Source organism: Micromonospora sp. WMMA1949, from assembly GCF_027460145.1.
In the GTDB taxonomy this organism is placed as follows: Bacteria; Actinomycetota; Actinomycetes; order Mycobacteriales; family Micromonosporaceae; genus Micromonospora.
Genome location: NZ_JAPZBG010000001.1, coordinates 2152152 through 2175236, shown reverse-complemented (window position 1 = coordinate 2175236; position 23085 = coordinate 2152152). Strand labels below are relative to the sequence as shown.

23 protein-coding genes are annotated in these 23085 nt (G+C 71.9%); 16 read left to right on the top strand and 7 right to left on the bottom strand.

What is annotated here, in order from left to right; genetic code table 11:
* Positions 1 to 20: 20 nt before the first annotated feature.
* Positions 21 to 1127: a citrate synthase 2 gene (locus O7607_RS10120; RefSeq protein WP_210892938.1), complete on the bottom strand. Its 1107-nt coding sequence runs from the start codon at positions 1125 to 1127 to the stop codon at positions 21 to 23.
* A 272-nt stretch (positions 1128 to 1399) separates the two neighbouring features.
* Between O7607_RS10120 and pdxH the strand changes: the two genes are divergently transcribed.
* From pdxH to O7607_RS10085, 7 genes are all read left to right on the top strand, one after another.
* Complete coding sequence (gene pdxH / locus O7607_RS10115; protein ID WP_269706934.1) at positions 1400 to 2029, top strand: pyridoxamine 5'-phosphate oxidase; 630 nt, start codon at positions 1400 to 1402, stop codon at positions 2027 to 2029.
* Positions 2026 to 3318 (top strand): MFS transporter, encoded by a 1293-nt coding sequence (locus tag O7607_RS10110; RefSeq protein ID WP_269702676.1) that lies wholly within the window; start codon positions 2026 to 2028, stop codon positions 3316 to 3318. The genes pdxH and O7607_RS10110 overlap by 4 nt, the downstream gene beginning before the upstream one ends.
* A gap of 16 nt (positions 3319 to 3334) precedes the next feature.
* A complete protein-coding gene (locus O7607_RS10105) occupies positions 3335 to 4261 on the top strand; it encodes an aldose 1-epimerase family protein (RefSeq protein WP_269702675.1) in 927 nt (308 codons plus the stop codon).
* Positions 4262 to 4263: 2 nt separating this feature from the next.
* Positions 4264 to 4866, top strand: a complete 603-nt coding sequence (locus O7607_RS10100; protein WP_269702674.1) for a nitroreductase family protein — start codon at positions 4264 to 4266, stop codon at positions 4864 to 4866.
* Between the two features lie 53 nt (positions 4867 to 4919).
* Positions 4920 to 5225, top strand: a complete 306-nt coding sequence (locus tag O7607_RS10095) for a type II toxin-antitoxin system VapB family antitoxin (RefSeq protein WP_013283726.1) — start codon at positions 4920 to 4922, stop codon at positions 5223 to 5225.
* Between the two features lie 31 nt (positions 5226 to 5256).
* On the top strand, positions 5257 to 6417 hold the full coding sequence (locus tag O7607_RS10090; RefSeq protein ID WP_269702672.1) for an acyl-CoA dehydrogenase family protein: 1161 nt from the start codon (positions 5257 to 5259) through the stop codon (positions 6415 to 6417).
* 116 nt (positions 6418 to 6533) lie between these two features.
* Positions 6534 to 7304, top strand: coding sequence for a DUF4230 domain-containing protein (locus tag O7607_RS10085; RefSeq protein WP_269702670.1), 771 nt, complete (start codon positions 6534 to 6536; stop codon positions 7302 to 7304).
* A gap of 82 nt (positions 7305 to 7386) precedes the next feature.
* On the opposite strand, the gene O7607_RS10080 is transcribed toward O7607_RS10085, so the two are convergent.
* Entirely contained in the window at positions 7387 to 7590 is a 204-nt protein-coding gene (locus O7607_RS10080) for a PspC domain-containing protein (RefSeq protein WP_013473752.1), read from the bottom strand.
* A gap of 951 nt (positions 7591 to 8541) precedes the next feature.
* On the opposite strand from O7607_RS10080, the gene O7607_RS10075 reads away from it, so the two are divergent.
* From O7607_RS10075 to O7607_RS10045, 7 genes are all read left to right on the top strand, one after another.
* Positions 8542 to 9912, top strand: coding sequence for an L-serine ammonia-lyase (locus tag O7607_RS10075; protein WP_269702668.1), 1371 nt, complete (start codon positions 8542 to 8544; stop codon positions 9910 to 9912).
* A 66-nt stretch (positions 9913 to 9978) separates the two neighbouring features.
* On the top strand, positions 9979 to 10806 hold the full coding sequence (locus O7607_RS10070; protein WP_047893864.1) for an ABC transporter permease: 828 nt from the start codon (positions 9979 to 9981) through the stop codon (positions 10804 to 10806).
* Positions 10807 to 11550: an ABC transporter ATP-binding protein gene (locus O7607_RS10065; protein ID WP_013283732.1), complete on the top strand. Its 744-nt coding sequence runs from the start codon at positions 10807 to 10809 to the stop codon at positions 11548 to 11550.
* Positions 11547 to 13526 carry a DUF5941 domain-containing protein gene (locus O7607_RS10060; protein WP_269702665.1) on the top strand — a complete coding sequence of 660 codons (1980 nt, stop codon included), beginning with the start codon at positions 11547 to 11549 and terminating at the stop codon, positions 13524 to 13526. Before O7607_RS10065 ends, O7607_RS10060 begins: the two co-directional genes overlap by 4 nt.
* 16 nt (positions 13527 to 13542) lie before the next feature.
* Positions 13543 to 15726 carry a bifunctional glycosyltransferase/CDP-glycerol:glycerophosphate glycerophosphotransferase gene (locus O7607_RS10055; protein WP_269702664.1) on the top strand — a complete coding sequence of 728 codons (2184 nt, stop codon included), beginning with the start codon at positions 13543 to 13545 and terminating at the stop codon, positions 15724 to 15726.
* Positions 15727 to 15885: 159 nt separating this feature from the next.
* Positions 15886 to 17199: an ABC transporter ATP-binding protein gene (locus O7607_RS10050; protein WP_269702663.1), complete on the top strand. Its 1314-nt coding sequence runs from the start codon at positions 15886 to 15888 to the stop codon at positions 17197 to 17199.
* Between the two features lie 64 nt (positions 17200 to 17263).
* The gene (locus O7607_RS10045; protein ID WP_269702662.1) at positions 17264 to 18205 is read left to right on the top strand and encodes an aminoglycoside phosphotransferase family protein; all 942 of its coding nucleotides are present in this window, start codon (positions 17264 to 17266) and stop codon (positions 18203 to 18205) included.
* Here the strand turns inward: O7607_RS10045 and O7607_RS10040 are convergent.
* Both O7607_RS10040 and O7607_RS10035 read right to left on the bottom strand, forming a co-directional pair.
* A complete protein-coding gene (locus O7607_RS10040; protein WP_269702660.1) occupies positions 18195 to 18572 on the bottom strand; it encodes a nuclear transport factor 2 family protein in 378 nt (125 codons plus the stop codon). The genes O7607_RS10045 and O7607_RS10040 overlap by 11 nt on opposite strands.
* Positions 18554 to 19303 carry an AAA family ATPase gene (locus O7607_RS10035; RefSeq protein ID WP_269702658.1) on the bottom strand — a complete coding sequence of 250 codons (750 nt, stop codon included), beginning with the start codon at positions 19301 to 19303 and terminating at the stop codon, positions 18554 to 18556. The genes O7607_RS10040 and O7607_RS10035 overlap by 19 nt, the downstream gene beginning before the upstream one ends.
* Here O7607_RS10035 and O7607_RS10030 point away from each other — a divergent pair.
* Positions 19302 to 20258 (top strand): sulfotransferase family protein, encoded by a 957-nt coding sequence (locus O7607_RS10030; RefSeq protein WP_269702656.1) that lies wholly within the window; start codon positions 19302 to 19304, stop codon positions 20256 to 20258. The genes O7607_RS10035 and O7607_RS10030 overlap by 2 nt on opposite strands.
* 13 nt (positions 20259 to 20271) lie before the next feature.
* Here O7607_RS10030 and O7607_RS10025 read toward each other — a convergent pair whose 3' ends face one another.
* From O7607_RS10025 to O7607_RS10015, 3 genes are all read right to left on the bottom strand, one after another.
* Positions 20272 to 20601: a hypothetical protein gene (locus tag O7607_RS10025; RefSeq protein WP_269702655.1), complete on the bottom strand. Its 330-nt coding sequence runs from the start codon at positions 20599 to 20601 to the stop codon at positions 20272 to 20274.
* Positions 20602 to 20663: 62 nt separating this feature from the next.
* Entirely contained in the window at positions 20664 to 21188 is a 525-nt protein-coding gene (locus tag O7607_RS10020; protein ID WP_269702653.1) for a hypothetical protein, read from the bottom strand.
* 87 nt (positions 21189 to 21275) lie between these two features.
* Positions 21276 to 22454, bottom strand: a complete 1179-nt coding sequence (locus O7607_RS10015; protein ID WP_269702651.1) for a Fic family protein — start codon at positions 22452 to 22454, stop codon at positions 21276 to 21278.
* Between the two features lie 131 nt (positions 22455 to 22585).
* On the opposite strand from O7607_RS10015, the gene O7607_RS10010 reads away from it, so the two are divergent.
* Positions 22586 to 23053: a DUF4442 domain-containing protein gene (locus O7607_RS10010; RefSeq protein WP_269702650.1), complete on the top strand. Its 468-nt coding sequence runs from the start codon at positions 22586 to 22588 to the stop codon at positions 23051 to 23053.
* The last annotated feature ends 32 nt before the right edge of the window (positions 23054 to 23085 follow it).

Sequence of the window (23085 nt, the reverse complement as noted above, 5' to 3'; positions counted from 1 at the left end):
ACGGGGCTCCGGGCGAGGCGTCAGACGCCGTGCGGGATGGCGTCCCAGCCCTCGACCTGCTGCGGCTTGCGCGAGCCGTGGCCGACGTACGTGGCCGACGGCCGGACCAGCCGCTGGAGCTTCTTCTGCTCCAGGATGTGCGCCGACCAGCCACCCATCCGGGCGCAGGTGAACATCGAGGTGAACATGTGCGCCGGCACCTCGGCGAAGTCCAGCACCACCGCCGACCAGAACTCGACGTTCGTGGCGAGAACGCGGTCCGGGCGGCGGGCCTGCAGTTCGGCCAGCGCGGCCTTCTCCAGCGCCTCGGCGACCTCGAAGCGGGGCGCGCCCAGCTCCTTGGCGGTACGCCGCAGCACGCGGGCGCGCGGGTCCTCGGCCCGGTAGACCCGGTGGCCGAAGCCCATCAGGCGCTCGCCCCGGTCGAGCACGCCCTTGACGTACCCGTCGGCGTCGCCGCTGCGCTCGACCGCCTCCAGCATGCTGAGCACCCGGGACGGGGCGCCGCCGTGCAGCGGGCCGGAGAGCGCGCCGATGCCGGAGGAGATGCAGGCCGCGGCGTCCGCGCCGGTGGAGGCGACGATCCGGGCGGTGAAGGTGGAGGCGTTCAGGCCGTGCTCGGCGGCCGAGATGAAGTACGCGTCGACGGCCTTGACGTGCCGCGGGTCGGGCTCACCCCGCCAGCGCTTCATGAACCGCTCGACGATGGTCTCCGCCTTGTCGATCTCCTTCTGCGGGACGGCCGGCAGGCCCAGGCCGCGCGCCGACTGGGCGACGAAGGACAGCGCGGTGACCGACACCCGGGCCAGGTCCTCGCGGGCCTGCTCGTCGGAGATGTCGAGAAGCTGGTTGAGCCCCCAGTACGGCGCGAGCATGGCGACCGCGGACTGCACGTCGACGCGGATGTCACCGGAGTGCACCGGCACCGGGAACGGCTCGGCCGGCGGCAGGCCGGGGCCGAAGCGGCCGTCCACCAGCAGCGCCCAGACGTTGCCGAACGAGACCTGGCCGATCAGGTCCTCGATGTCCACGCCCCGGTAGCGCAGTGATCCCCCCGCGCGGTCGGGTTCGGCGATCTCGGTCTCGAAGGCTACGACGCCCTCCAGGCCCGGTTTGAAATCGGACATGTCGTCTCCTGGCTTCGGCTCGGCGCGCCCGGGCGGGCTGATCGAGCCCCGCAGCTCAGGCGACCCTTCAGGGTGTGGTTCGGAACATCTTGCCCGGTGGGTAACCAGCTGCGCGACCCACAGCCACTGTGCGCCACGCGACATCCCCGCCGCTGGACGTCCGTTCGGGAAGGAGAAGACTGGGTACCGGGGCCTGGCCAGCGTCGGGGGACGCCGGTACGCCCGGGAGAGGGACTGCCACAGTGACAGGCGACACACCCGCCCCGGCCGGTATGCGTAACGAGTACGCCGCCGACCTGGGCCTGACCGAGACCGACCTGGCGCCGGACTGGCACACCCAGTTCGCCGGCTGGTTCGCCGACGCGGTGGCCCATCCGCTGCCGGAGCCGAACGCGATGGTGCTCGGCACCGCCGACGCGCAGGGCCGGCCCAGCGGGCGCACCGTGCTGCTCAAGGGGTACGACCCGGAGGGCTTCGTCTTCTACACCAACCACGGCTCGCGCAAGGGCGCCGAGGTGACCGGGAACCCGTGGGCCAGCCTGGTGTTCCCCTGGTTCCCGATGCAGCGGCAGGTGACAGTGACCGGCCGGGTCGAGCAGGTGGACCGGGCCGAGACGCAGGCGTACTTCGCCAGCCGGCCGCGCGGTTCGCAGCTGGGCGCCTGGGCCAGCGCCCAGTCGACCGTGGTGCCGGACCGGGCCGCGATCGACGAGGCGTACCGGGCGGCGGCCGAGCGGTTCGCCGCCGTGGACCCGATTCCCGCGCCGCCGCACTGGGGCGGTTTCCGGGTCCGGCCGGAGACCGTCGAGTTCTGGCAGGGCCGGGCCAGCCGGCTGCACGACCGGCTGCGCTTCCGGCGTACCGGGAACGGGGTATTCGTCGTCGAGCGGCTCGCGCCGTGACCGATGTCACAACACCACGGCGGCGGGGAGCGCGCCGCTGGGCGATCGACCTGCGTCCGTTGCGGGTGCCCGCGTACCGGCGGGTGTGGACCGGCAACGCGATCGCCATGTTCGGCTTCCAGTTCACCGCCGTGGCGGTGCCGGTGGAGATGTTCGACCTGACCGGCGGCTCGCTCTGGGTGGGCCTGCTGGGCATCGCCGGCTTCGTGCCGCTGCTGGTCTTCGGGCTCTGGGGCGGCGCGGTCGCAGACGCCCGGGACCGCCGCCGCGTGCTCCTCGTCGGCGGCTGCGTGCTCTGGGCCTCCACGCTCGGGCTGCTGGTGCAGTCGCTGGCCGGTGTGCGCAGCCCGTTGCTGCTCCTGCTGCTGGTCGCCCTCCAGTCCACGGCCTTCGCGATCACCTCGCCGGCCCGCAGCGCGATCCTGCCCCGGCTCGTGCCGGCCGAGCTGGTTCCGGCGGCCACCACGCTGAACTTCACCACGTTCACCGCCGCCGCCGTCTTCGGCCCGCTCGCCGCCGGCCTGATCTTCGCCGCCTGGCAGGTCGAGGTGGCGCTGCCCATCGCGTACGCGGCGGACGCGCTGCTGTACACGGCGGCGCTCTGGGCCACGCTGCGGCTGCCCGCGATGCCGCCCACGCCGGACCCGGACGGCGGCGTCCGCAAGGCCGGGTTCGCCAGCATCGTCGACGGCTTCCGCTACCTGGCCACCACGCGGGTGCTGCTGCTCTCCTTCGCCATCGACCTGATCGCGATGATCCTGGCCATGCCGCGGGCGCTGTTCCCGGAGCTGGCGCAGGAACGCTTCGGCGGCGCCTCGGCGGTCGGCTGGCTCTACAGCTCCATCGCCATCGGCGCGATGCTGGGCGGCCTGACCTCGGGATGGATCGGCCGGGTCCGCCGCCAGGGCCTCGCGCTCACCGTGGCGGTGGTCGGCTGGGGTGTGGCGATCGCGCTCGCCGGGCTGGCCGGTCAGCTGTGGGTCGCCGTGGTGCTGCTGGGCGTCGCCGGTGCCGCCGACCTGGTCAGCGCCACGCTGCGCCAGTCGATGCTGCTCGTCTACGCGCCGGACCGGATGCGCGGCCGTCTCCAGGGCGTGAACACGGTGGTGGTGGCCGGCGGCCCGCGCCTGGGCGACCTGCGGGCCGGTGCGATGGCTGCCGGTTTTGGCACCGGATTCGCCATGGTCGGCGGCGGCCTGGCCGCCGCCGTCCTCGCGGTGGCGCTGGTGGTGGCGTTCCCGGCGCTGCTGCGCTATCGCTCGACCACCCCCGCCGAGGAGGACCGCTGACGGTAGGGTCGCCGACATGGGGATCGACGTGCAGCCACCTTCCGGTACACAGTGGACCATCGCGGCCGACGGCCACGAGGCCGTCGTGGTCGAGGTGGGCGGCGGGCTGCGGGCCTACCGCTACGACGGCGTGGACCACCTCGACGGGTACGCCGAGGACGAGGTCTGCCCCGGCTCGGCCGGCCAGGTGCTGGCGCCCTGGCCGAACCGCATCCGGGACGGCGTCTACACGGTCGGGGAGCGGTCGCTGCAGCTCGACCTGACCGAGCCGGAGCGGCACAACGCCCTGCACGGCCTGGTCAACTGGGTGCGGTGGCAGCCGATCGAGCAGTCCGCGGACAGCGTGACCATCGGCTACGACCTGCCGCCGAGCCCCGGCTACCCGTGGGCGCTGCGGCTGCGGGCCCGGTGGAGCGTCGGCCCGGACGGCCTTCGGGCCGAGCACGAGGCGACGAACCTCGCCGACGAGCCCGCGCCGTTCGGCTTCTCCGTGCACCCCTACCTGCAACTGCCGAAGGTCGGCGTGGACGAGTTGCGGCTGCACCTGCCGGCCCGGCGGCGGGTGCTGGTGGACAGCCGCCTGCTACCGGTCGCCGCCGCCGAGGTGGCCGGCTCCGAGTACGACTTCACCAGCCCGCGCCCGATCGGCGACCTGGTGCTCGACACCGCGTTCGGTGACGTCGAGCGGGACGCCGACGGCGGCTCGGCGGTGGTGCTCAGCGCGCCGGACGGCTCGTCCGGCCTGCGGATCTGGGCGGACCGCGAGTTCGGCTGGTGGCAGGTCTTCACCGGCGACACCCTCGGCGGGGAACGGCACCGCCGGTCGGTGGCGGTGGAGCCGATGACCTGCCCGCCCGACGCGTTCCGCTCCGGCAAGGACCTGATCATGCTGGAGCCGGGGCAGACCTGGCGGGGCGCCTGGGGCGTCCGCCCGGAGGCCTGAGCGTGGAGTTCGCCGAGGTCGTCCGGCGCCGCCGGATGGTGCGCAACTACGACCCCGACCGGCCGGTTCCGCCGGAGGTCGTCGACCGGCTGCTGGACCACGCCGTCCGGGCCCCGTCGGCCGGGTTCTCCCAGGGCTGGGGCTTCCTCGTGCTGGAGGAACCCGAGGACCGGGAACGGTTCTGGGCCGCCACCACTCCCGGTGGCGGCGGCCGGGAGCGCTGGCTCGCCGGGATGCGCCGGGCGCCGCTGATCGTGGTGCCGCACGCCAACCGCGACGCCTACCTGGACCGCTACGCCGAGGCGGACAAGGGCTGGGCGGACCGCGACGAGAACCGCTGGCCGGTGCCCTACTGGTACGTGGACACCGGATTCGCGGCGCTGCTGATGCTGCTCACCGCCGTCGACGAAGGGCTGGGCGCCTGCTTCTTCGGCATCCCGCCGCAGCGCATCGGGGCGTACCGGGAGGCGTTCGGGGTACCGCCGGAACTGCACCCGATTGGCGCCATCACTGTCGGTTATCGAGCCGTCGACCACCGGTCACCGTCGCTGCGCCGAGGGCGGCGTCCGGTGCAGGATGTGGTGCGGCGGGGACGGTGGACCTGAGCGGTTAGGCTGACATCCACATTGTCAGCCTGGCCTGGGGAGGAGAGCACGCCGTGATCTTCAGGGCGGTCCGGGACGGGCGTCCCTACCCGGAGCACAACCTCACGCTGAAGCAGTGGGCCGAGATTCCGCCGCGCCCGCTGCGGCTTGACCAGCTCATCACCACCAAGCGCGAACTCGCGCTGGACAAGCTTCTCGCGGAGGACTCCACCTTCTACGGCGACCTCTTCCCGCACGTCGTCCAGTGGAACGGCGGCCTCTACCTGGAGGACGGCCTGCACCGGGCGCTGCGTGCGGCGCTCCAGCAGCGCAACCAGATCCACGCGCGGGTGCTCGTGCTCGGTGACCAGGGCGAGTGACGCCTTTCTGAGTCATGGTTAAGGTGACGCCATGACTCCTCTCGACCTGCTCGACATCGATGCGTCGCTCAGCGACGAGGAGCGGCAGATCCGCGCCGTCGTGCGCCGGCTCGTGACCGACCGGGTACGCCCGCACGTCGCCGGATGGTACGAGGACGGCCAGGTCCCGGCCCGCGAACTGGCCCGCGAGTTCGGCAAGCTCGGCCTGCTCGGCATGCACCTGACCGGGTACGGCTGCGCCGGCTCCTCCGCCGTCGCGTACGGGCTGGCCTGTCTGGAACTGGAGGCCGGCGACTCCGGCGTCCGGTCCCTGGTCTCAGTGCAGGGATCGCTGGCCATGTACGCCATCTGGCGCTACGGCAGCGAGGAGCAGAAGCAGCGCTGGCTGCCCGCCATGGCGGCCGGCGAGGCGATCGGCTGCTTCGGGCTCACCGAACCCGACCACGGCTCCGACCCCGCCTCGATGGCGACCCGGGCCCACCGCGACGGCGACGACTGGATCCTCAACGGCAGCAAGCTGTGGATCACCAACGCGCCGATCGCGGATGTGGGCGTGATCTGGGCGCGTACCGACGACGGGGTGCGCGGCTTCGCCGTACCCATGGACACGCCGGGGGTGACGGCGCGCGAGATCCGGCAGAAGATGTCGCTGCGCGCGTCAGTGACCGGCGAGATCGCGCTCGACGACGTCCGGCTGCCGGCCGACGCGCGACTGCCCGAGGCGATCGGGCTCAAGGCGCCGCTGGGGTGCCTGACCGAGGCCCGGCACGGCATCGTCTGGGGCGCGCTCGGCGCGGCCCGTGACTGCCTGGAGACGGCCCTGGAGTACGCGACCACGCGCACCCAGTTCGGCCGCCCGCTCGCCGGTTTCCAGCTCACCCAGGCCAAGCTCGCCGACATGGCGGTGGAGTGGAACAAGGGCATGCTGCTCGCGCTGCACCTGGGCCGCCTCGCCGACGCCGGCTCGCTGCAGCCCCACCAGGTGAGCGTGGGCAAGCTGAACAACGTCCGCGAGGCGCTCGCCATCGCCCGGCAGTGCCGCACGATCCTCGGCGCCAACGGCGTGTCGGGGGAGTACCCGGTGATGCGGCACGCCAACAACCTGGAGAGCGTGCTCACCTACGAGGGCACCTCCGAGATCCACCAGCTCGTCATCGGCCAGCGGCTGACAGGCGTGTCCGCGTTCGCCTGACCTGCGGGTTCACCCGATCGGGTCGCTCGGCGCGCGACTGTCGCACGGTGGCCGTACCGTCATTGTCAGTCGATGTGTCGGACGAGGACATGAGTCGGACTAGGACGGTGAGGGCGATGGCCCGCGACGGTGACATCAACGAGCCCACCCGGGAGTTCCCGGACTACCCCACCAGCGAGTCCCTTCGCGACCGGGCGGAGGGCTCGCCCGATCCGGACCTTGGTCCGGGCACCCCGGCGTCGGGCGGCGGTGCGGCGCGCGGCCTGCTCTGGGTGCTCGGCGCGGCGGCGCTCGCGGTGGTGGTGCTGCTCGGCGTGCAGGCCACCGGTCTGCTGCCCGACTTCCGCAACCCGTTCGCCAAGGAGCAGACCGACCGCAGCCAGCCGCCGCTGCTCAAGTCGATCCGTGACCTGAGCCGTTACGTCGCCGCCGAGGGCAACTTCCAGGTGGTGGTGGACGTGCAGAACGACAGGCGCAACGTGCCCGACTTCCTGCTCAACGAGCGCACCCTGTTCGTCGGGGCGGGCCGGGTCGAGGCGTACGTCGACTTCTCGAAGATCGCCGACGGGGCCGTGGTGGTCTCCGAGGACGGCAAGTCCGCCGAGATCAAGCTGCCCGCGCCGCAGCTCGGCGAGACCGACCTGGACATGGACAAGAGCTACGTGTTCGCCGAGCAGCGGGGCCTGATCAACCGGCTCAACGACCTGGTCGCCGGCGATCCCAACCGGCAGCAGCAGATCTACAAGCTCGCCGAGGACCGGATCACCGCCGCCGCCCGGGACAGCGGGCTCACCGCCCGGGCCGAGGAGAACACCCGCAAGATGCTCGAAGGGCTGCTGCGCTCCCTCGGGTACGAGAAGGTGACAGTCACCTACACGGCGCCCTGACCTTCGTGCCCTGACGCCGCGCGCCCGCCCCGATCGTCCGGGGCGGGCGCGTTCGCGTACCGGCGTCCCGGCTCGTGTCGCGTCAGCGGGTGGCGAGGTAACGGTCCTCGTTCGGCATCAGGATCCACAGGATCAAGTAGATGATCACCTGCGTGCCGGGCAGCAGCAGCGACAGCAGGAACAGCAGCCGGACCATCCCGGCCGACATGCCGAACCGCTGCCCCAGGCCGGCGCAGACACCGGCGATCATGCGCCCCTGGCGGGGCCGGACCAGTTTGCGACTCATCGTCGTCTCCCACTTCTGCGGCGATCCGCCGCGCTGATTCCACGGTAGAAAGGGGTACGCGCCGCGCCCTCAGCCCCGAGGAGGATCGGCGACCCGGGCACCCGTAGGTGCTTACCCCGGACCATCCCCACCGACGCACCCACCTGGTTGTCCGCAGAGGCTCCCCAGCCCACCCAGCCCACCCAGCCCACCCGCTCCGACCCCGACCCGCCCGCACCCAGCCCCGCCGCGGGCGGCTCCCGGCTTCCCGGCTCCCCGCCCCGCACCGCCCCCGCCCCCGCCCCCGCCCCCGTGATCTTGCACTTGGGGCCCTCGTGGTGCCCGATTCGCACCATTGTTGAGGGCCGTAAATGCAAGATCGCGGGAGTTGTGGGGTGGGCTGGGCGAGGGCTCCTCGTTCGGCTGCCTGCTGCGTCGAGCGCCTTCCGTCTTATGAGACAAGCGTTCCGCGAAGTGGGATTGGTGGAGATCTTGGTAGGAAAGTGCCCCTATGGGGGCCGTTTTGTACCAAGATCTCGCCGGGAGCCGGGAGCCGGGAGCCGGGAGCCGGGAGCCGGGAGCCGGGAGCCGGGAGCCGGGAGCCGGGAGCCGGGAGCCGGGAGCCGGGAGCCGGCAGGGCTGGGAGCGGCGATCTTGGAGTTGTGGCAGTTCGTGTATGCCGCAAAGACGTCGATTCTGGGCGCCACAACTCCAAGATCGACGGGTGAGTGGGGGCGATCTTGAGGTGGCCGCCCCGGAAGCCGGCCCGGACGGAGCGGCGGAGGGTGGGGCGGACCGCGCGCAACAAGGGCGGGCATGGCGTGGAGTGGGGGCGGGTATTCACGGGGGCGAGGTAGGCTCGCCGGTCGGGCGCCCCCACCCCGGGCGCCGGCCGTCCACCCGCCCGGCGGGCGCGGCACCCACGCACCGGCTCGGCTCCGCACAACGGGGACGACGGCGAGGAAGCAGCACATGATCAGTGTTTTCGATCTTTTCAGCGTCGGTATCGGGCCGTCCAGCTCGCATACCGTCGGGCCGATGCGGGCCGCCCGTACGTTCGTGGCGGGCCTGAAGGCCGACGGACAGCTCGCCGACGTGGCGCGGGTGCGGGCGGAGCTGTTCGGCTCGCTCGGCGCGACCGGCCACGGGCACGGCAGTGACCGGGCGGTGCTGCTGGGGCTGGAGGGCGAGGTCCCGGAGACCGTCGACACCGACTCGGTGGGGCCGCGCGTCGAGCGGATCCGCACGCAGCGGCGGCTCGACCTGTTCGGCAGCCAGGGGATCGACTTCGACCCGGACACGGATCTGGTGCTGCACCGCCGGCGCTCGCTGCCGTACCACCCGAACGGGATGACGTTCGCGGCGTACGACGCGGCCGGGAACGAGGTGCGGACGCGCACGTACTACTCGGTCGGCGGCGGGTTCGTGGTGGACGAGGCGGCCGCCGGGGCGGACCGGATCAAGGCCGACACCACCCGCGTACGGCACCCGTTCCTCACCGGCGCGGAACTGCTGACCGTCACTTCCGGGACCGGCCTGTCGATCAGCGAGGTGATGCTCGCCAACGAGCTGTCGTGGCGCAGCGAGGCGGACGTCCGCGCGGGGCTGCTGGAGATCTGGCGCGTGATGCGCGAGTGTGTGGAGAGCGGCTGCACCCGCGACGGCGTACTCCCGGGCGGGTTGAAGGTCCGGCGACGCGCGGCGGAGATGCGGCGCAGCCTGGAGGCGGAGACCGGCAGCCAGGACCCGCTGCGCGCGATGGACTGGGTGACGTTGTTCGCGCTCGCGGTCAACGAGGAGAACGCGGCCGGCGGGCGGGTGGTCACCGCGCCGACGAACGGCGCCGCCGGGATCATCCCGGCCGTGCTGCACTACTACACGCGGTTCGTACCCGGCGCCTCCGAGGAGGGCGCGGTCCGGTTCCTGCTGGCGGCGGGCGCGATCGGCGTGCTGTTCAAGGAGAACGCGTCGATCTCCGGCGCCGAGGTGGGCTGCCAGGGCGAGGTCGGTTCGGCGTGCTCGATGGCGGCGGCCGGGCTGGCCGAGGCGCTCGGCGGTACGCCGGAGCAGGTGGAGAACGCCGCCGAGATCGGCATGGAGCACAACCTGGGGCTGACCTGCGACCCGGTGGGCGGCCTGGTGCAGATCCCGTGCATCGAGCGCAACGCGGTGGCGAGCATCAAGGCGATCACGGCGGCCCGGCTGGCGTTGCGCGGCGACGGGGTGCACCACGTGTCGCTGGACAAGGTCATCAAGACCATGCGGGAGACCGGCGCGGACATGAAGGTCAAGTACAAGGAGACCGCGCGCGGCGGCCTCGCCGTCAACGTGATCGAGTGCTGACCTCGTTGGGGTGATCCCGGCCCGCACCCGGCCCGGGAGCGCGACTGACAAAGCGACCATCATGCGGTGACGTCAGGCGTCGCGGCGCTCTGGTCCGCCCGCACCTCGCTGCGCATCCTGGTCCGGCGGGATCTCGCGGTGAAGTACCAGCAGTCGGTGCTGGGCTACTTCTGGTCGCTGATCGAGCCGCTCGGCATGGGCCTGATCTACTGGTTCGTCTTCGGCGTGCTCTATTCCGGCGCCACCCGGCGGCACCTTGGCGAGGCGGCCGGGTCGTACCCGCTGTTTCTGATCACCGGGATCTTCGCCTGGATGTGGGCGAGTTCGGCGCTGACCGAGGCGGCGAACGCGCTCACCGGGCAGTCCCGGCTGATCACCACGATGAACCTGCCCCGGCCGATCTTCCCGATCGGGCGGGTCGCCGGCCGGTTTGCCGAGTACCTGGCCGGGTTGCCGATCCTGGCCGCCGTCGCGGCGCTCTACGCGAGCCAGGGGAAGATCCGCCCCGGCTGGAGCCTGCTCGCCCTGCCGCTGGCGGTGGCGGTGCAGTTCGTGCTGCTGGTGGGCCTGGCGCTGCTGCTGTCGGCGGGCAATGTGCTGATGCGCGACATCGAGCGCACCATGCGGCTGGTCATCCGGCTGCTGTTCTACGCGACGCCGATCATCTATCCGCTCGACCTGGTCCGGGAGTCGGGCATGCCGGGCTGGCTCAAGATCGGGTACGAGCTGAACCCGCTGGTCGGGATCTTCCAGCTGCACCACGCGGTCTGGTATCCGGACGAGTTCCCGGACGCCCGGCTGCTCACGATCACGGTGTCCGGCAGCGTGCTGGTGCTGGCGCTGGGCTGGTGGGCGTTCCACCGCCTCGAACCGGCAGTGCTGAAGGAACTCTGAATGGCCCCGATCATCGAGGCGGACGGGCTCGGCATCCGGTTCGTCCGCAACCGGCGCCGCCAGCTGCGGCTGCGGGAGCTGATCGTGCACCGGGGCGCCCGCGACCCGGACGCGGGCCGGTTCTGGCCGTTGCGCGACCTGTCGTTCCGGGTCGAGCCGGGCGAGACGGTGGGCGTGGTGGGCCGCAACGGCACCGGTAAGAGCACGCTGTTGCGGCTGATCGCCGGTGTGCTCATCCCGGACGAGGGCTCGATCCGGGTGCACGGCCGGGTGGCGCCGCTGCTCGAACTGTCCGCCGGGTTCTCCGGCGACCTGACCGGCCGGGAGAACCTCTACCTGGTGGGCGGGCTGCACGGGCTGTCGTCGGCGTACCTGCGGGAACACTTCGACGAGATCGTCTCGTTCGCCGGTGAGCAGGTGGAACGCGCCATCGACACGTCGGTGCGGCACTACTCGTCGGGGATGAAGGTGCGGCTGGGCTTCGCGGTGATCGCGCACCTGCCGCACCCCGTACTGCTTGTGGACGAAGTGACAGCGGTCGGGGACGCGGAGTTCCGCGCGAAGTGCTATGCGACCATCGAGCGACTTCTCGCGGAAGGGCGCACGCTGGTGCTGGTGTCACACAACGACAAGGACCTCACCCGGTTCTGCCGTCGGGGGCTCTACCTCGATGCCGGACGGCTGATCGTCGACGGGACGATCGACGAGGCGCTGGCCGCCTACGCCGACGCGGCGAAGCGGTGACGCTCGCGATCGTGCTCGCCGCCGACCCGGCGGCGGGCCGGCTCACCGAGCGCCTGGCCGCGCAGTGGCGCCGGGCCGGGGCGGACGACGTACGTATCGCCGCCGACCTGACCGAGCTGGCCGACCTGGTGGCCGCCGCGACCGGCCCGGTGCTGGTGAGCGGCGCCGACCTGGTGGCGCACACGGCCGTACTCAAGCATCTCGCGACCAGCCCGGTGGGGCCGACGGTGGCGCTGGTGCTCACCGATCCGCCCGCGCCCGGGCAGGCCACTGTGCGCGAGGAGCGCGGCCAGGTGGTCGAGGTCGGCGCCGCCGACGCGAGCGGCGTGTTCGGCGGCGCACTGCGGGTGGGCGCGGCCGACCTGCCGGCGCTCGCCGAGGCCGCCCGCCGCGCCGCAGGAGCCGCGCCCGACCCGGCGCCCGTGCCGGACGCGCGCCTGACCGACCCGGCGACCGCGTCGGCCGTCGGCACCGCCGGGGGCGGGACGCTGGGCGCGGTGGACCGGCTCGTGGCCGACCTCGCCGCCCGCGGCACGCTGATCTTCGCCCAGAGGGTACGTCTGCTCGTGGCGCACCGGGTCGGCGACGAGGCGCAGCGGGCGGCGGCCGAGGCTGCGGTGGCGGCCGTCGACGAGGACCGCGCCGAGTTGAAGCTGTCGGTGAAGGAGCGGGACGACTTCTTCACCACGTACTTCGTCAGCACCTGGTCGGTGTTCGTCACGAAGGCGGCGGCCCGGATCGGGATCGGGCCGACCGGGGTCACCATGGTCTCGGTGGCGTTCGCGGTGGCCGCGGCGGTGCTGTTCGGCGCCGGGGGACGGCCCGCGCTGGTGGCCGGCGCGGTCCTGCTCTACCTGGGATTCGTGCTCGACTGCGTGGACGGGCAGCTCGCCCGCTACACCCGGCACTTCAGCGCCTGGGGCGGCTGGCTGGACACGATGGCCGACCGCTTCAAGGAGTACGTGGTCTACGCCGGTCTCGGCTACGGCGCCACGCACGCCGGGTTCCGGTACGGCTGGGCGCTGGCGCTGGCCGCGATGACGTTGCAGACCGTGCGGCACATGACCGACACCTGGTACGGCGCGCTGCACGACGAGGCGGCCCGGCGGCCGAAGGTGGTCAGCGCCGACGCGGGCGGTATCGGCGGGAAGCTGAACGCCGCGTCGACGCGGGTGCAGGCGGACACCGGCTCGGTGTCGTACTGGCTGAAGCGCACGGTGGTGTTCCCGATCGGTGAGCGGTGGGCACTGATCGCGATCGCCGCCGCGCTGGTCGGGCCGCTGGTGGCGCTGGTCGCGGTGCTGGTCTGGGGGACGCTGGCGTTCGCGTACACCGGGGGGTTGCGGACCTTGCGGGCGCGATGGATGCGGGTGCCGGTGATGGCCACCGTGGACGCGGCTCTGCACCGGGACGACGGCCTGCTGGCCCGGACGCTGCCGGTCGCACGACGGCCGCTGCTGCTGGCGGTGTTCGGCGCGCTCGGCGCGGCCGGGACGCTGGTGTGGGCGCTGCTCGCGGTGCACGGCGGCGGGGATCTGCCGGTCTGGGTGCCGGTGCTCGCGCTGGTGCTGCTGCTCGGTGCGGCGCAGGGCTCGCGGGCGTCGCACGACGGGTCGCTGGACTGGCTGGTGCCGGCCGCGTTGCGGGCCGCCGAGTACCTGTTCGCGATCGCGATCGGGGTGGCGGGCCGGGCGCCCGCGTGGCTGATCTTCGGGTACGTGCTGGTGCTGACGCTGCACCACTACGACCTGACCGCCCGGCTGGAGAAGCGGCAGTCGGCGCCGCCGCTGCACGCCGCCACGCTGGGCTGGCCGGCACGTTCGGTGTTACTGGCAATCGGGCTGATCGCCGGATATGCGAGTATCGCTCTGGCTACACTCGGTGCGTACCTTCTCGTGGTTTTTGTCGCGAGCGTGGTCCTCGCCTGGGTGGTCCTGCCGGCCCGCGCCCGTGGGGGTGTGCGCTCGCCGGGCTGACGGAGGGCGGGCCGGGGTGACCTTGATCAGCTTCGTCGTGCCGGCCTTCAAGGTGCAGGGCTACCTGCGGGAATGCCTCGACTCGATCCTCGACCAGCCGTTCGGCGACATCGAGGTGATCGGTGTCGACGACGCCTCCCCCGACGACAGCGGCGAGATCCTGGCCGAGTACGCGCTGCGCGACCCCCGGGTCCGCCCGGTGCGGCTCGCCGAGAACGTCGGGCTCGGTCCGGCCCGCAACATCGGGCTGGACCGGGCCGTCGGCGAGTACGTGTGGTTCGTCGACGGGGACGACTGGCTGGTGCCCGGCTGCCTGCCGCACGTCGCGGACCGGCTCCGCGACACCGCGCCCGACGTGCTGATCGTCGACCACGTCCGGGCGCACTGGAACAACGTCGGCACCCGCAGCGCGATGCGCGACGTGTTCCCGGTGCCGCCGGGCGCGACGACATTCGCGCTGCGGGACCGGCCGGAGACGCTGAAACTGCTGCACACCGCGTGGAACCGGGTGGTACGCCGGGAGTTCCTGCTCGAACGCGGGCTGCGCTTCGAGCCGGGCTGGTACGAGGACGTCTCGTTCAGCTATCCGGCGCTGATGGCGGCCGAGCGGATCGGCGTACTCGACCGGATCTGCCTGAACTACCGGCAGCGCCGCACCGGCGCGATCACGAAGACCCGGGGGGACCGGCACTTCGAGGTCTTCGCCCAGTGGCACCGGGTGTTCGGGCTGATGGACCGCTGGAAGGTGACCGGGCTGCGGCCGGCGGTCTTCGAGCGGATGATCTGGCACTACCTCACGGTGCTCGGCAACGGCGACCGGATCGCGCCCGAGCTGCGGGCGCCGTTCTTCGCCCAGATGCACGCCGACTACGTGCGGTTCCTGCCGCCCGAGGGCTATCCGGTCCCGCCCGGCGCGGAAGGGCTCAAGCATCGGCTGGTGGCGGCCGGCCGCTGGCGGACGTTCAGCGCGTTGCGGGAGGCGCACCAGGCGGGGGAGACGGCCCGGCGGACCGCGCGGCGGGCCCGGCGACGGGTCACGCCGGTGGTGCGGCGTACCGCCCGGCGGGCGCGTGACCTGGCGCTGGGCGAGTACTACCGGGCGGAGCTGCACCGGCCGGTCGACCCGACGCTCGCCGTCTACGCGGCCTACTGGTACCGGGGCTACTCGTGCAATCCGGCGGCGATCTACGAGGCGGCCCGCCGGCTGGCGCCGCAGGTGCGTGGCGTGTGGATCGTCCGCCGGGACCGGGTGGCCGCGTTGCCGCCGGGCGTCGAGTACGTGGTGGCCGGCAGCCGCGAGTACCACCGCGTCCTGGCCCGTGCCCGCTGGCTCGTCAACAACGTCAACTTCCCGGACTTCGTGCGCAAGCGGCCGGGCTCGGTGCACGTGCAGACCCACCACGGCACGCCGGTGAAGGTGATGGGGCTGGATCAGCAGCGCTACCCGGTGGGCGCGATGGGGATGAACTTCGCCGGGCTGCTGCGCCGGGTCGACCGGTGGGACTACAGCATCACCTCGAACAGCTTCTCCACGCAGATGTGGGAGCGGGCGTACCCGGCGGACTACACCACGCTGGAGGTCGGCTACCCGCGCAACGACCGGCTGGCGCTGGCCACCGCCGAGGACCGCGGCCAGGTCCGCGCCGCGCTGGGCATCGCACCCGACGAGTACGTGGTCCTCTACGCGCCGACGCACCGCGAGCACCTGCCCGGGTGGCGGCCGCCGTTCGACCCGGACCGGATGCTCGACGTGCTCGGGCCGCGGGGCCGGCTGCTGATGCGCAGCCACTACTTCCACGACCGGGAGCGGCATCCCCGGGGACCGGCTGCGGACGGGGTGCTGGACGTGAGCGCGTACGACCGGGTGGAGGACCTCTACCTGGCGGCGGACGTACTGATCACCGACTATTCCTCGGCGATGTTCGACTACGCGGTGCTGGACCGGCCGATCGTGGTCTACGCGCCGGACTGGGATGCCTACCGGGTGGCTCGTGGCGTCTACTTCGACCTGCTTGCCGAGCCGCCCGGCGCGGTCGCGCTGGACTTCCCCGGTCTGCTCGACCTGTTCCGTTGCGGTGCTGTCGACGACGAGGCGGCCGAGCGGGCCCGGACGGCGTTCCGGTCGCGGTTCTGCGCCCTGGACGACGGGCACGCCGCCGAGCGCGTGGTGCGCCGGGTGTTCCTCGGCGAAACGCCGTAAAAGCGGCTACTCGCTGGTCACTTAATCGTGGAGCCCGGCGAATACCGCTTAATAGGACTGTCACGAGCCGAACATGGCACGTTTACCCGATGTGCGGATCAGATGATCCTGGTCACAGTCATTCCCGGGTTTGGGAGAGAGAAAACTGGGGAGGTGGCGGTGGCTACCGTCGCGCTCAAGGATGTCACCAAGGTGTTCCCGGACGGAACGGTCGCGGTCGACACCATCAATCTGGACGTCAACGACGGCGAGTTCATGGTGCTGCTCGGCCCGTCGGGCTGCGGGAAGTCGACGGTACTGCGCATGATCGCGGGGCTGGAGGATCCGTCCACCGGCGCCATCATGCTCGGCGGTGAGCTGGCGAACGACCTGCCGCCACGCGACCGGAAGATCGCCATGGTCTTCCAGGATTTCGCGCTCTATCCGCACATGACAGTCGGCGACAACATCGGCTTCCCGCTGCGCCTGAGCGGCGTCGAGCCCGGTCCGCGCGGCGAGCGGATCCAGGACGTGGCGAGCGCGCTCGGCATCGGCGACGTGCTCGCGCGCAAGCCCAGCCAGCTCTCCGGCGGCCAGCGGCAGCGGGTCGCCATGGGCCGGGCGATAGTGCGCCGGCCCGGCCTGTTCCTGATGGACGAGCCGCTGTCCAACCTGGACAGCGGGCTGCGCGCCGAGCTGCGGGCGGAGATCTCCGGCCTCACCCGCGAACTGGGCGTCACCACCATCTACGTGACCCACGACCAGGCCGAGGCGCTGACCATGGCCGACCGGGTCGCCATCATGCGCAAGGGTGTGCTTCAGGACGTGGGCACCCCCACCCAGGTGTACGGCCGGCCGGCGACGCTCTACGTCGCCGCGTTCCTGGGCAGTCCCCGGATGAACCTGCTGGAGGCGTCGGTCTACGTCCACCTCGACCGGTACGTCGCGCTGAACCTCGGTGAGCAGTCGCTCTACCTGCCCTGGGACGACATCCGCAGCCGGGCGGTGGCGCACTACCACGGTGAGCGGATCGTGGTCGGCATGCGTGCCGAGGCGCTCACCCCGGTCGCGCCGGACACCGCCGGTGACGTGCTGCACGGGCGCATCCGCTACCTGGAGCACCACGGGCACGAGTCGCTGGCGTTCCTCGACATCGGCGCCACCGCGATCGTCGTGGACGAGATGGGCACCCCGGTCGAGCAGGCCGCACCGGGCCAGCGCGGCCTGCGCCGGTTCAACCAGGTGATGCAGCGGCTCACCGGGCGCGCGACGGAGTCGTCCGCGCCCGCCCTGGAACCGGGCGGGGGTGGCGGCAACCGGACGAGCGTGCTGCCCGACCCGGGCCGCCACCACCGTCGTCCGGCGGAACTGGCGGTACGGCTGGCGCCGTACCCGCAGGTGTCGCCCGGGCACCCGCTCGCCGTGCAGGTGCGGATGGACGCGCTGCACTTCTTCGACGAGCGGGGCGACCGCATCGACGTCGGCTGGCGGTGAAAGGAAGGGCACCCTGTTAACGCCTCCGGTAGAGGAAGGGCCCCTTATCAACAACCACCGCCCGGTGGGAGCGGACGACTCCGGCTACGACCTCGGCCCTCCGCCACAGCGCATCGCCGTCGACGTGGAGCAGGTGCGCCGCCTCGTGGCCGGCCAGTTCCCGCACCTGGCCGGCCTCCCGATCGAGCCGGTCGCCAACGGCGGCTGGGACAACTGGACCTTCCACCTCGGCCCCGAGCTACTGGTGCGTCTGCCCAGCGCTGCCGCGTACGCCCTGGCGGTCGAGAAGGAACACCTGTGGCTCCCGGTCCTCGCCGCTCGGCTGCCGCTACCAATCCCCGCCCCGGTGGCGAAGGGCGAGCCGGGTGCGGGCTACCCGTACCCGTGGTCGATCTACCGATGGCTCGACGGCGAGCCCGCCTGGCCGGACCGCATCGCCGACCCGGTGCGCTTCGCGCTCGACCTGGCCGAATTCCTCGCGGCCCTGCGGGACGTGGACGCCGCGGACGGCCCGCAGCCGGGTGTGCACAACTGGTTCCGGGGCGGCACGCTGCGCACGTACGACAAGAAAGTCGAGGATGCGCTCGTGGCGCTGGACGGCCACGTCGACGCCGCGCTGGTACGCGAGATCTGGACACGGGCGGTCGGCGCCCGCTGGGACGGGGTGGACCGCTGGTTCCACGGCGACATCGCCCCGGGGAACCTGCTGCTCACGCACGGCCGGCTGGCGGCCGTCATCGACTTCGGCACCTGCGGCGTCGGTGACCCGGCCTGCGACCTGGCGATCGCCTGGACGTTGCTGACCGCCGAGGGCCGGGCGGCGTTCCGCGAGCGCCTGTCGGTGGACGACGCGACGTGGGCGCGCGGACGCGGCTGGGCCCTCTGGAAGACCCTTTCCACCTGGTCCCGCACCTTCGACGACCCCGAGGACGCGGAGGAGGCAGCCGACGCGCACCGCGTTCTCGGGGAGATCCTCACGGATCAGGCGGCCGGCCTCAACCGGTAGCCCGCTTGTCCGGCGCGAAGGGCCACTCCTCGAACGACGCGCACCGGCCGTCCTCGGCGAAGCGCATGATCCAGAGATCGCGCCACTCCTGGTGGACGGGGTCGCCGTACCGGACCTGGATCCGTGCCACGGCGGTGTCGCCGTCGACCGCGACGACCTCCGCGGTCATGTCGAAGACCTCGTCGGGCCCGTCGCGTTCGCTGTCCCACATGCGGGTGATGGCGGGCAGGCCGACGACCGGATCCCGGTACGGCCCCTGCCGGTAGCTCGCGTCGGTCGTGAACATCGTGCCGAGCGCCGCCGTTCCCGGCGTGCGCCACGCCTGCTCGTACGCCGCGATCCAGGCGGTCACCCGCTTCCTGTCCATGGTTGCAGCCTGCCATCCAAGGCCGTCCGGGTCTCCCACATCGGCTGTCCGGGGTCGTCGTTGTGCACGACGACGTCGGCGTGCTCGACCGGGCGGGCAGTGGCGAAGTAGAGCCGCTGGGCGGGCAGGTAACGCTCGCGCCAGCGCCGTTCGACGTCGGCCCGGGACGACACCGGGCTCTCCCGGACCACCGCACGATCGACGGTACGGTCCAGCGCTGTCGACACGAAGACGCGCAGCTCCCACCGGTCGACCAGTTCCGGGCGCAGGAGGAAGACGCCGTCGAACACCAGCACGGCGTCGGCGGGGGCGGTGGTGGGCAGCGGGGACAGCACCGCGTCGGTGGTGTGGTCGTAGATCGTGCGCCGGAAGCGTCGATCGCCGCCGGGGCCGAGCGGGTCGAGCAGCACCCGGTTCAGCGACTGGTGGTCGTGGGTGTCGACGTAGCAGCCCTCGGCCGAGAACTCGCCGCGCCGGTAGCGCCGCGCCCGGGGGAAGAGGAAGTCGTCGACGGTCGCCCGGATGACGTACCGGCCCCGGGCCCGCAGGACGGCGGCCAGCTCGTCGGCGAGCGTGGTCTTGCCGGCGGCGGGCGGCCCGTCGACGGCGACCCGGGTCGGGTGTGCCACGGTGACGGACCCGACCGCGTCGGCCAGGAAATCGATCAGCTGATCGCGGCGGGGATAATGGGGTTGCCCCCGCGCCGGGCCGGAAGTTTGACTGCCGTCCATGCCGTCTCCCTCACCGGTCTTCGTCGCGGGCACGGGCCGCTCGGGCACGTCGCGGATCGCCGACGTCATCGGCCAGCATCCGCTGATCCACCGGATCCCCATGGAGACCAAGTTCCTTGTCGAACCGGGTGGCCTGCGGGACCTGGCCGACGCGCTCACCGACCGGTACGACCCCATCGTCGGTGAGGACGCGCTGCAACGGCTGAGCGACTTCCTCACCGTACGCGTGCCCGGCCGGCGTGACGACCGTGGCAAGACCGTGCCCGAGCTGGTCGGCGTGGGTCGGTACCGGGACGCCGTACACCGGCTCTGGCCGCAGGTGATCGCGTACGCCTTCGAGGAGCCCGCGCCTGCGGAGGGCTTCGGCGACGGCGACCGGCCGGCCGGGCCGTTCGGGCCGGCCAGCCGACGGCGGGTCGTGCCGAGGTACTTCAGTGACCGGGGCGAACTGGTCGGCGTCCTGCGGAGCCTGGTCGACACCCTGTTCGGCGGGGCGGCGGCCGACGCGGGCAAGCCGACCTGGTGCGAGAAGACGCCGTTCAACCTCTTCGCCATGGACTTCCTCTGGGAACTGGTCCCCGAGGCGACGATCGTGCACATCAAGCGTCATCCGGTCGCGGTGCTCGCCTCCCACCTGGCCCAGCCGTGGGCGCCGTCCACCGTCGACGGGGCGTTGGCCTACCTCGTGCCGGTCTACCAGCGATGGTTGGCCTGGAAGGACGCGGCCGACCTGACGAGCCGGCGGTACGTCGAGGTGAGGGCGGAAGACCTGGCGGCCGACTGGCCCGGGCAGCGGCGGGCCCTGTTCGAGCGGCTCGGCGTCGAGGACGCCGTCACCCCGTCGACGTTCCAGGCGGACAAGCTCGCGCACCGCGACGACCAATTCGACGCCGGCACCCGCGCGTACGTCGAGCGCGAAATGGGCGAAATCATCCCCGCGATGGGATACGAGTGACTGCCGATCGGCCTCAGCAGGAGCCGGCGCGATCGATCGGGATCAGCAGGCCGGCACTCACGGCGATTCCCAGTACGGCGACCGACAGCCACGGCCAGGGGTTCCGGACGCGGGGCCGGATGCCTACCCGGGCCACGACGACGGAGAGGACCGCCGTCGCCGTCATCGCCAGGACCAGCAGGGCGTACGCGTCCCTCGCCGCCTGCGCCGAAGCGTAGGTGTCACCGTCGCACGGCGCCGACGGCGCCAGAAGCGGGATGCAACTGAGACAGCTCGCGACGACGAGCAGCGTGCCCAGCACGGTCACCAGAGTCGCTGCCGCCTTCGCCGCACGGGATCGCATCGACTGGACGGTAGGGCCCGAAGATCTCGGCGGTGACACGACCGGGCAACAGCAGGATCAGGTCACGCCCTGTGGCGCAGTTCGCGGAGAACGCCGTGCCGGCGGAGCGCCCACCCCAGGCGCCGCGCGCTCGGGTGCCGCACGAACAGCACCGCCGCCCGGCGGACCAGCCCGAACCGGTTGTCGCTCACCTGGTCGTCGACCGCCCGCCAGATCAGCTCGCGGACGCCCGCGCTGTCCAGCATCGCCCGTACCTCGTGGCGTACCCGGGGATCCTCGGCCGCGGAGGTGACGGCGGTGACCAGGCCGGGCCGGTCGGCGAGCGGCTCGACCGCCGCGGCGACGAGCGGCCGGCGTACGGTGTCCCGCTCCAGCAGCAGCAACACCGCCTCCCGGACCTCGGTGCTGTCGAGCCCGGACCGCAGCAGGCCCAGCGCGCTCCGCTCCACCTCGCGGTCGCGGTCCGGAAGGGACAGTGCGGCCAGCAGCACTGTCACCTCGTCGAGGTCGACGAGGTGACGTAGCCCGTCGCGGAACTCCGGCAGTGCCCACGCCACCGTCAGCCCGCGCGCGAGATCGCGGTTCATGGGCCACTCGCTACCCGAAGTCGACAGCCGCCGAAACGCCGCTGAGCTGATCCATCGGGCCGGACAGCGCCGTGACATGGACCGTGGTTACAACCGCTCACCCGAGCCGGTCGAATTGGCAGCCTCGGTCGCGAGAACGACCGGCATGGCCGGGTAGGGATCCCTGATCGGCTTGCGCCGCGCATGGACCCGTTCCCGTACCACGACCAGCGTGGGGCCGGCGACGTAATGCCTTCCCCGCCGCTCACCTCGTGCTTCCAACAGGCCCTGCTCGACAAGGTTGGCCAGATCACGAGATGCGGTCCGATCCTCGACATCGGCGAGTTTGACGTACCCGGAGCGACGGATGCGGTAGCCCAGGACTGCCTCGTAGAGCAGATCGGTCACCCGCTCAGGGAGTCTTTTCTCGGCAACGATCGCGTCCAACTCCGACCAGATGCCGGACGCCTCATCGAAGCGGCGAGCGACGGTCTGTGCCTGCATGTGATGGGCGCGCAGGTTGAACGACACCCAGAGGCGCGCCGAACCTTCGGGGTTCCAGCGGCCACGCCCGGTAACCGCCAGCACGCGGTAGTAGTCCTCGGTGTTGCTGCCCAGCCACTCCTCGATGCTGGAGAAGGCCGGCTCGACGATCGCACGGCGGGAGAGCACCAGCGTCTGAAGGGCGCGTGCCATCCGTCCGTTGCCGTCACGGAACGGATGGATCATCACCAGGTTCAGATGCGCCATGGCTGCTTTGACGAGCGGGGAGGCGGTGACATCCGACCGTAGATCTTCGGTTAGCTCCTCCATGAGGTGAGGCACGTGGTCGGCGTCCGCGCCCTCGTACACCCGCTCATCGGTCCGCTCATCGTGTACGTAGATCGGGCCCTTGCGATATTGCCCCGGGCTCTTGCCCAGATCGTGCGAGAGCATCATGTAGTGCATGCTGCGGATCACCGACGTCTCGAAGCGGAAATGCGGATCCCCGGCGGTCTGCAGCACGTATCCCAGAGCCTGTCGATAGCCCCGAATCTCGGCGAAGGTTCGGTCGTCGGCGCTCAGCGGCTCCTCGCCGTCCAGCGCGGCAGCGGCGTCGTCCTCGGCGACCACGTAGCCCTCGATGCTGTTGGAGCCGAGAATCGCGCGGGCCAACATCGTGCGCCGGAGGCCACCGGTCCACCGGCGAGGAGTGCGCAGGACATCGGCGAGCACGCGACGCATGTCGTGCACCTCGGCCAGCACGGTCTCGTCGTGATCGCTGAGTTCAGGGGTGGAGAAGATCATCTCATGTCCCAATGTCTCTTAATAAGAGGCAACGCTAGCTCCATGCGGTGCGGATGTCACTTACTTGGTGACATTTGGCCAGCGTGTTCCGGCATCTTGCCGGGGTTGTTACCGGCGAGTAGCGTTCGGGCATGAGCATCGACTCTCGCCAGGTGGCGGCCGGAATCCTCGACGCCGTGCCGTTCGCCCGCACGCTCGGGATCGAGTTCGTCGAGGTGGCGCCCGAGGCCGAGGGCGGGGTACGGGTCGTGGCCCGGCTCCCCGACATCGCGGCGCACCACAACCACCTCGGCGGGCCGCACGCCGGCGCCATGTTCACGCTCGGGGAGAGCGCCTCGGGCGCGGTCGTACTGGCCGCCTTCGGGCACGTCCTCGACCGGGCCGTACCCCTCCCGGTGACCGCCTCCGTCCACTTCCGCAAGATCGCGATGGGGTCGGTGCTGGCGACCGCGCGGCTCGGTGGCGTACCCGCCGAGGTGCTGGCCGAGCTGGACGCCGGGCAGCGGCCGGAGTTCCCGGTCGAGGTGGAGGTCCGCACCGAGGACGGCACGCTCACCTCCTCGCTCACCGTGATCTGGACGCTGCGCCCGAACCGCTGAGCCCTGAATGGTGTTTGCCCGGCGCGGGCTCT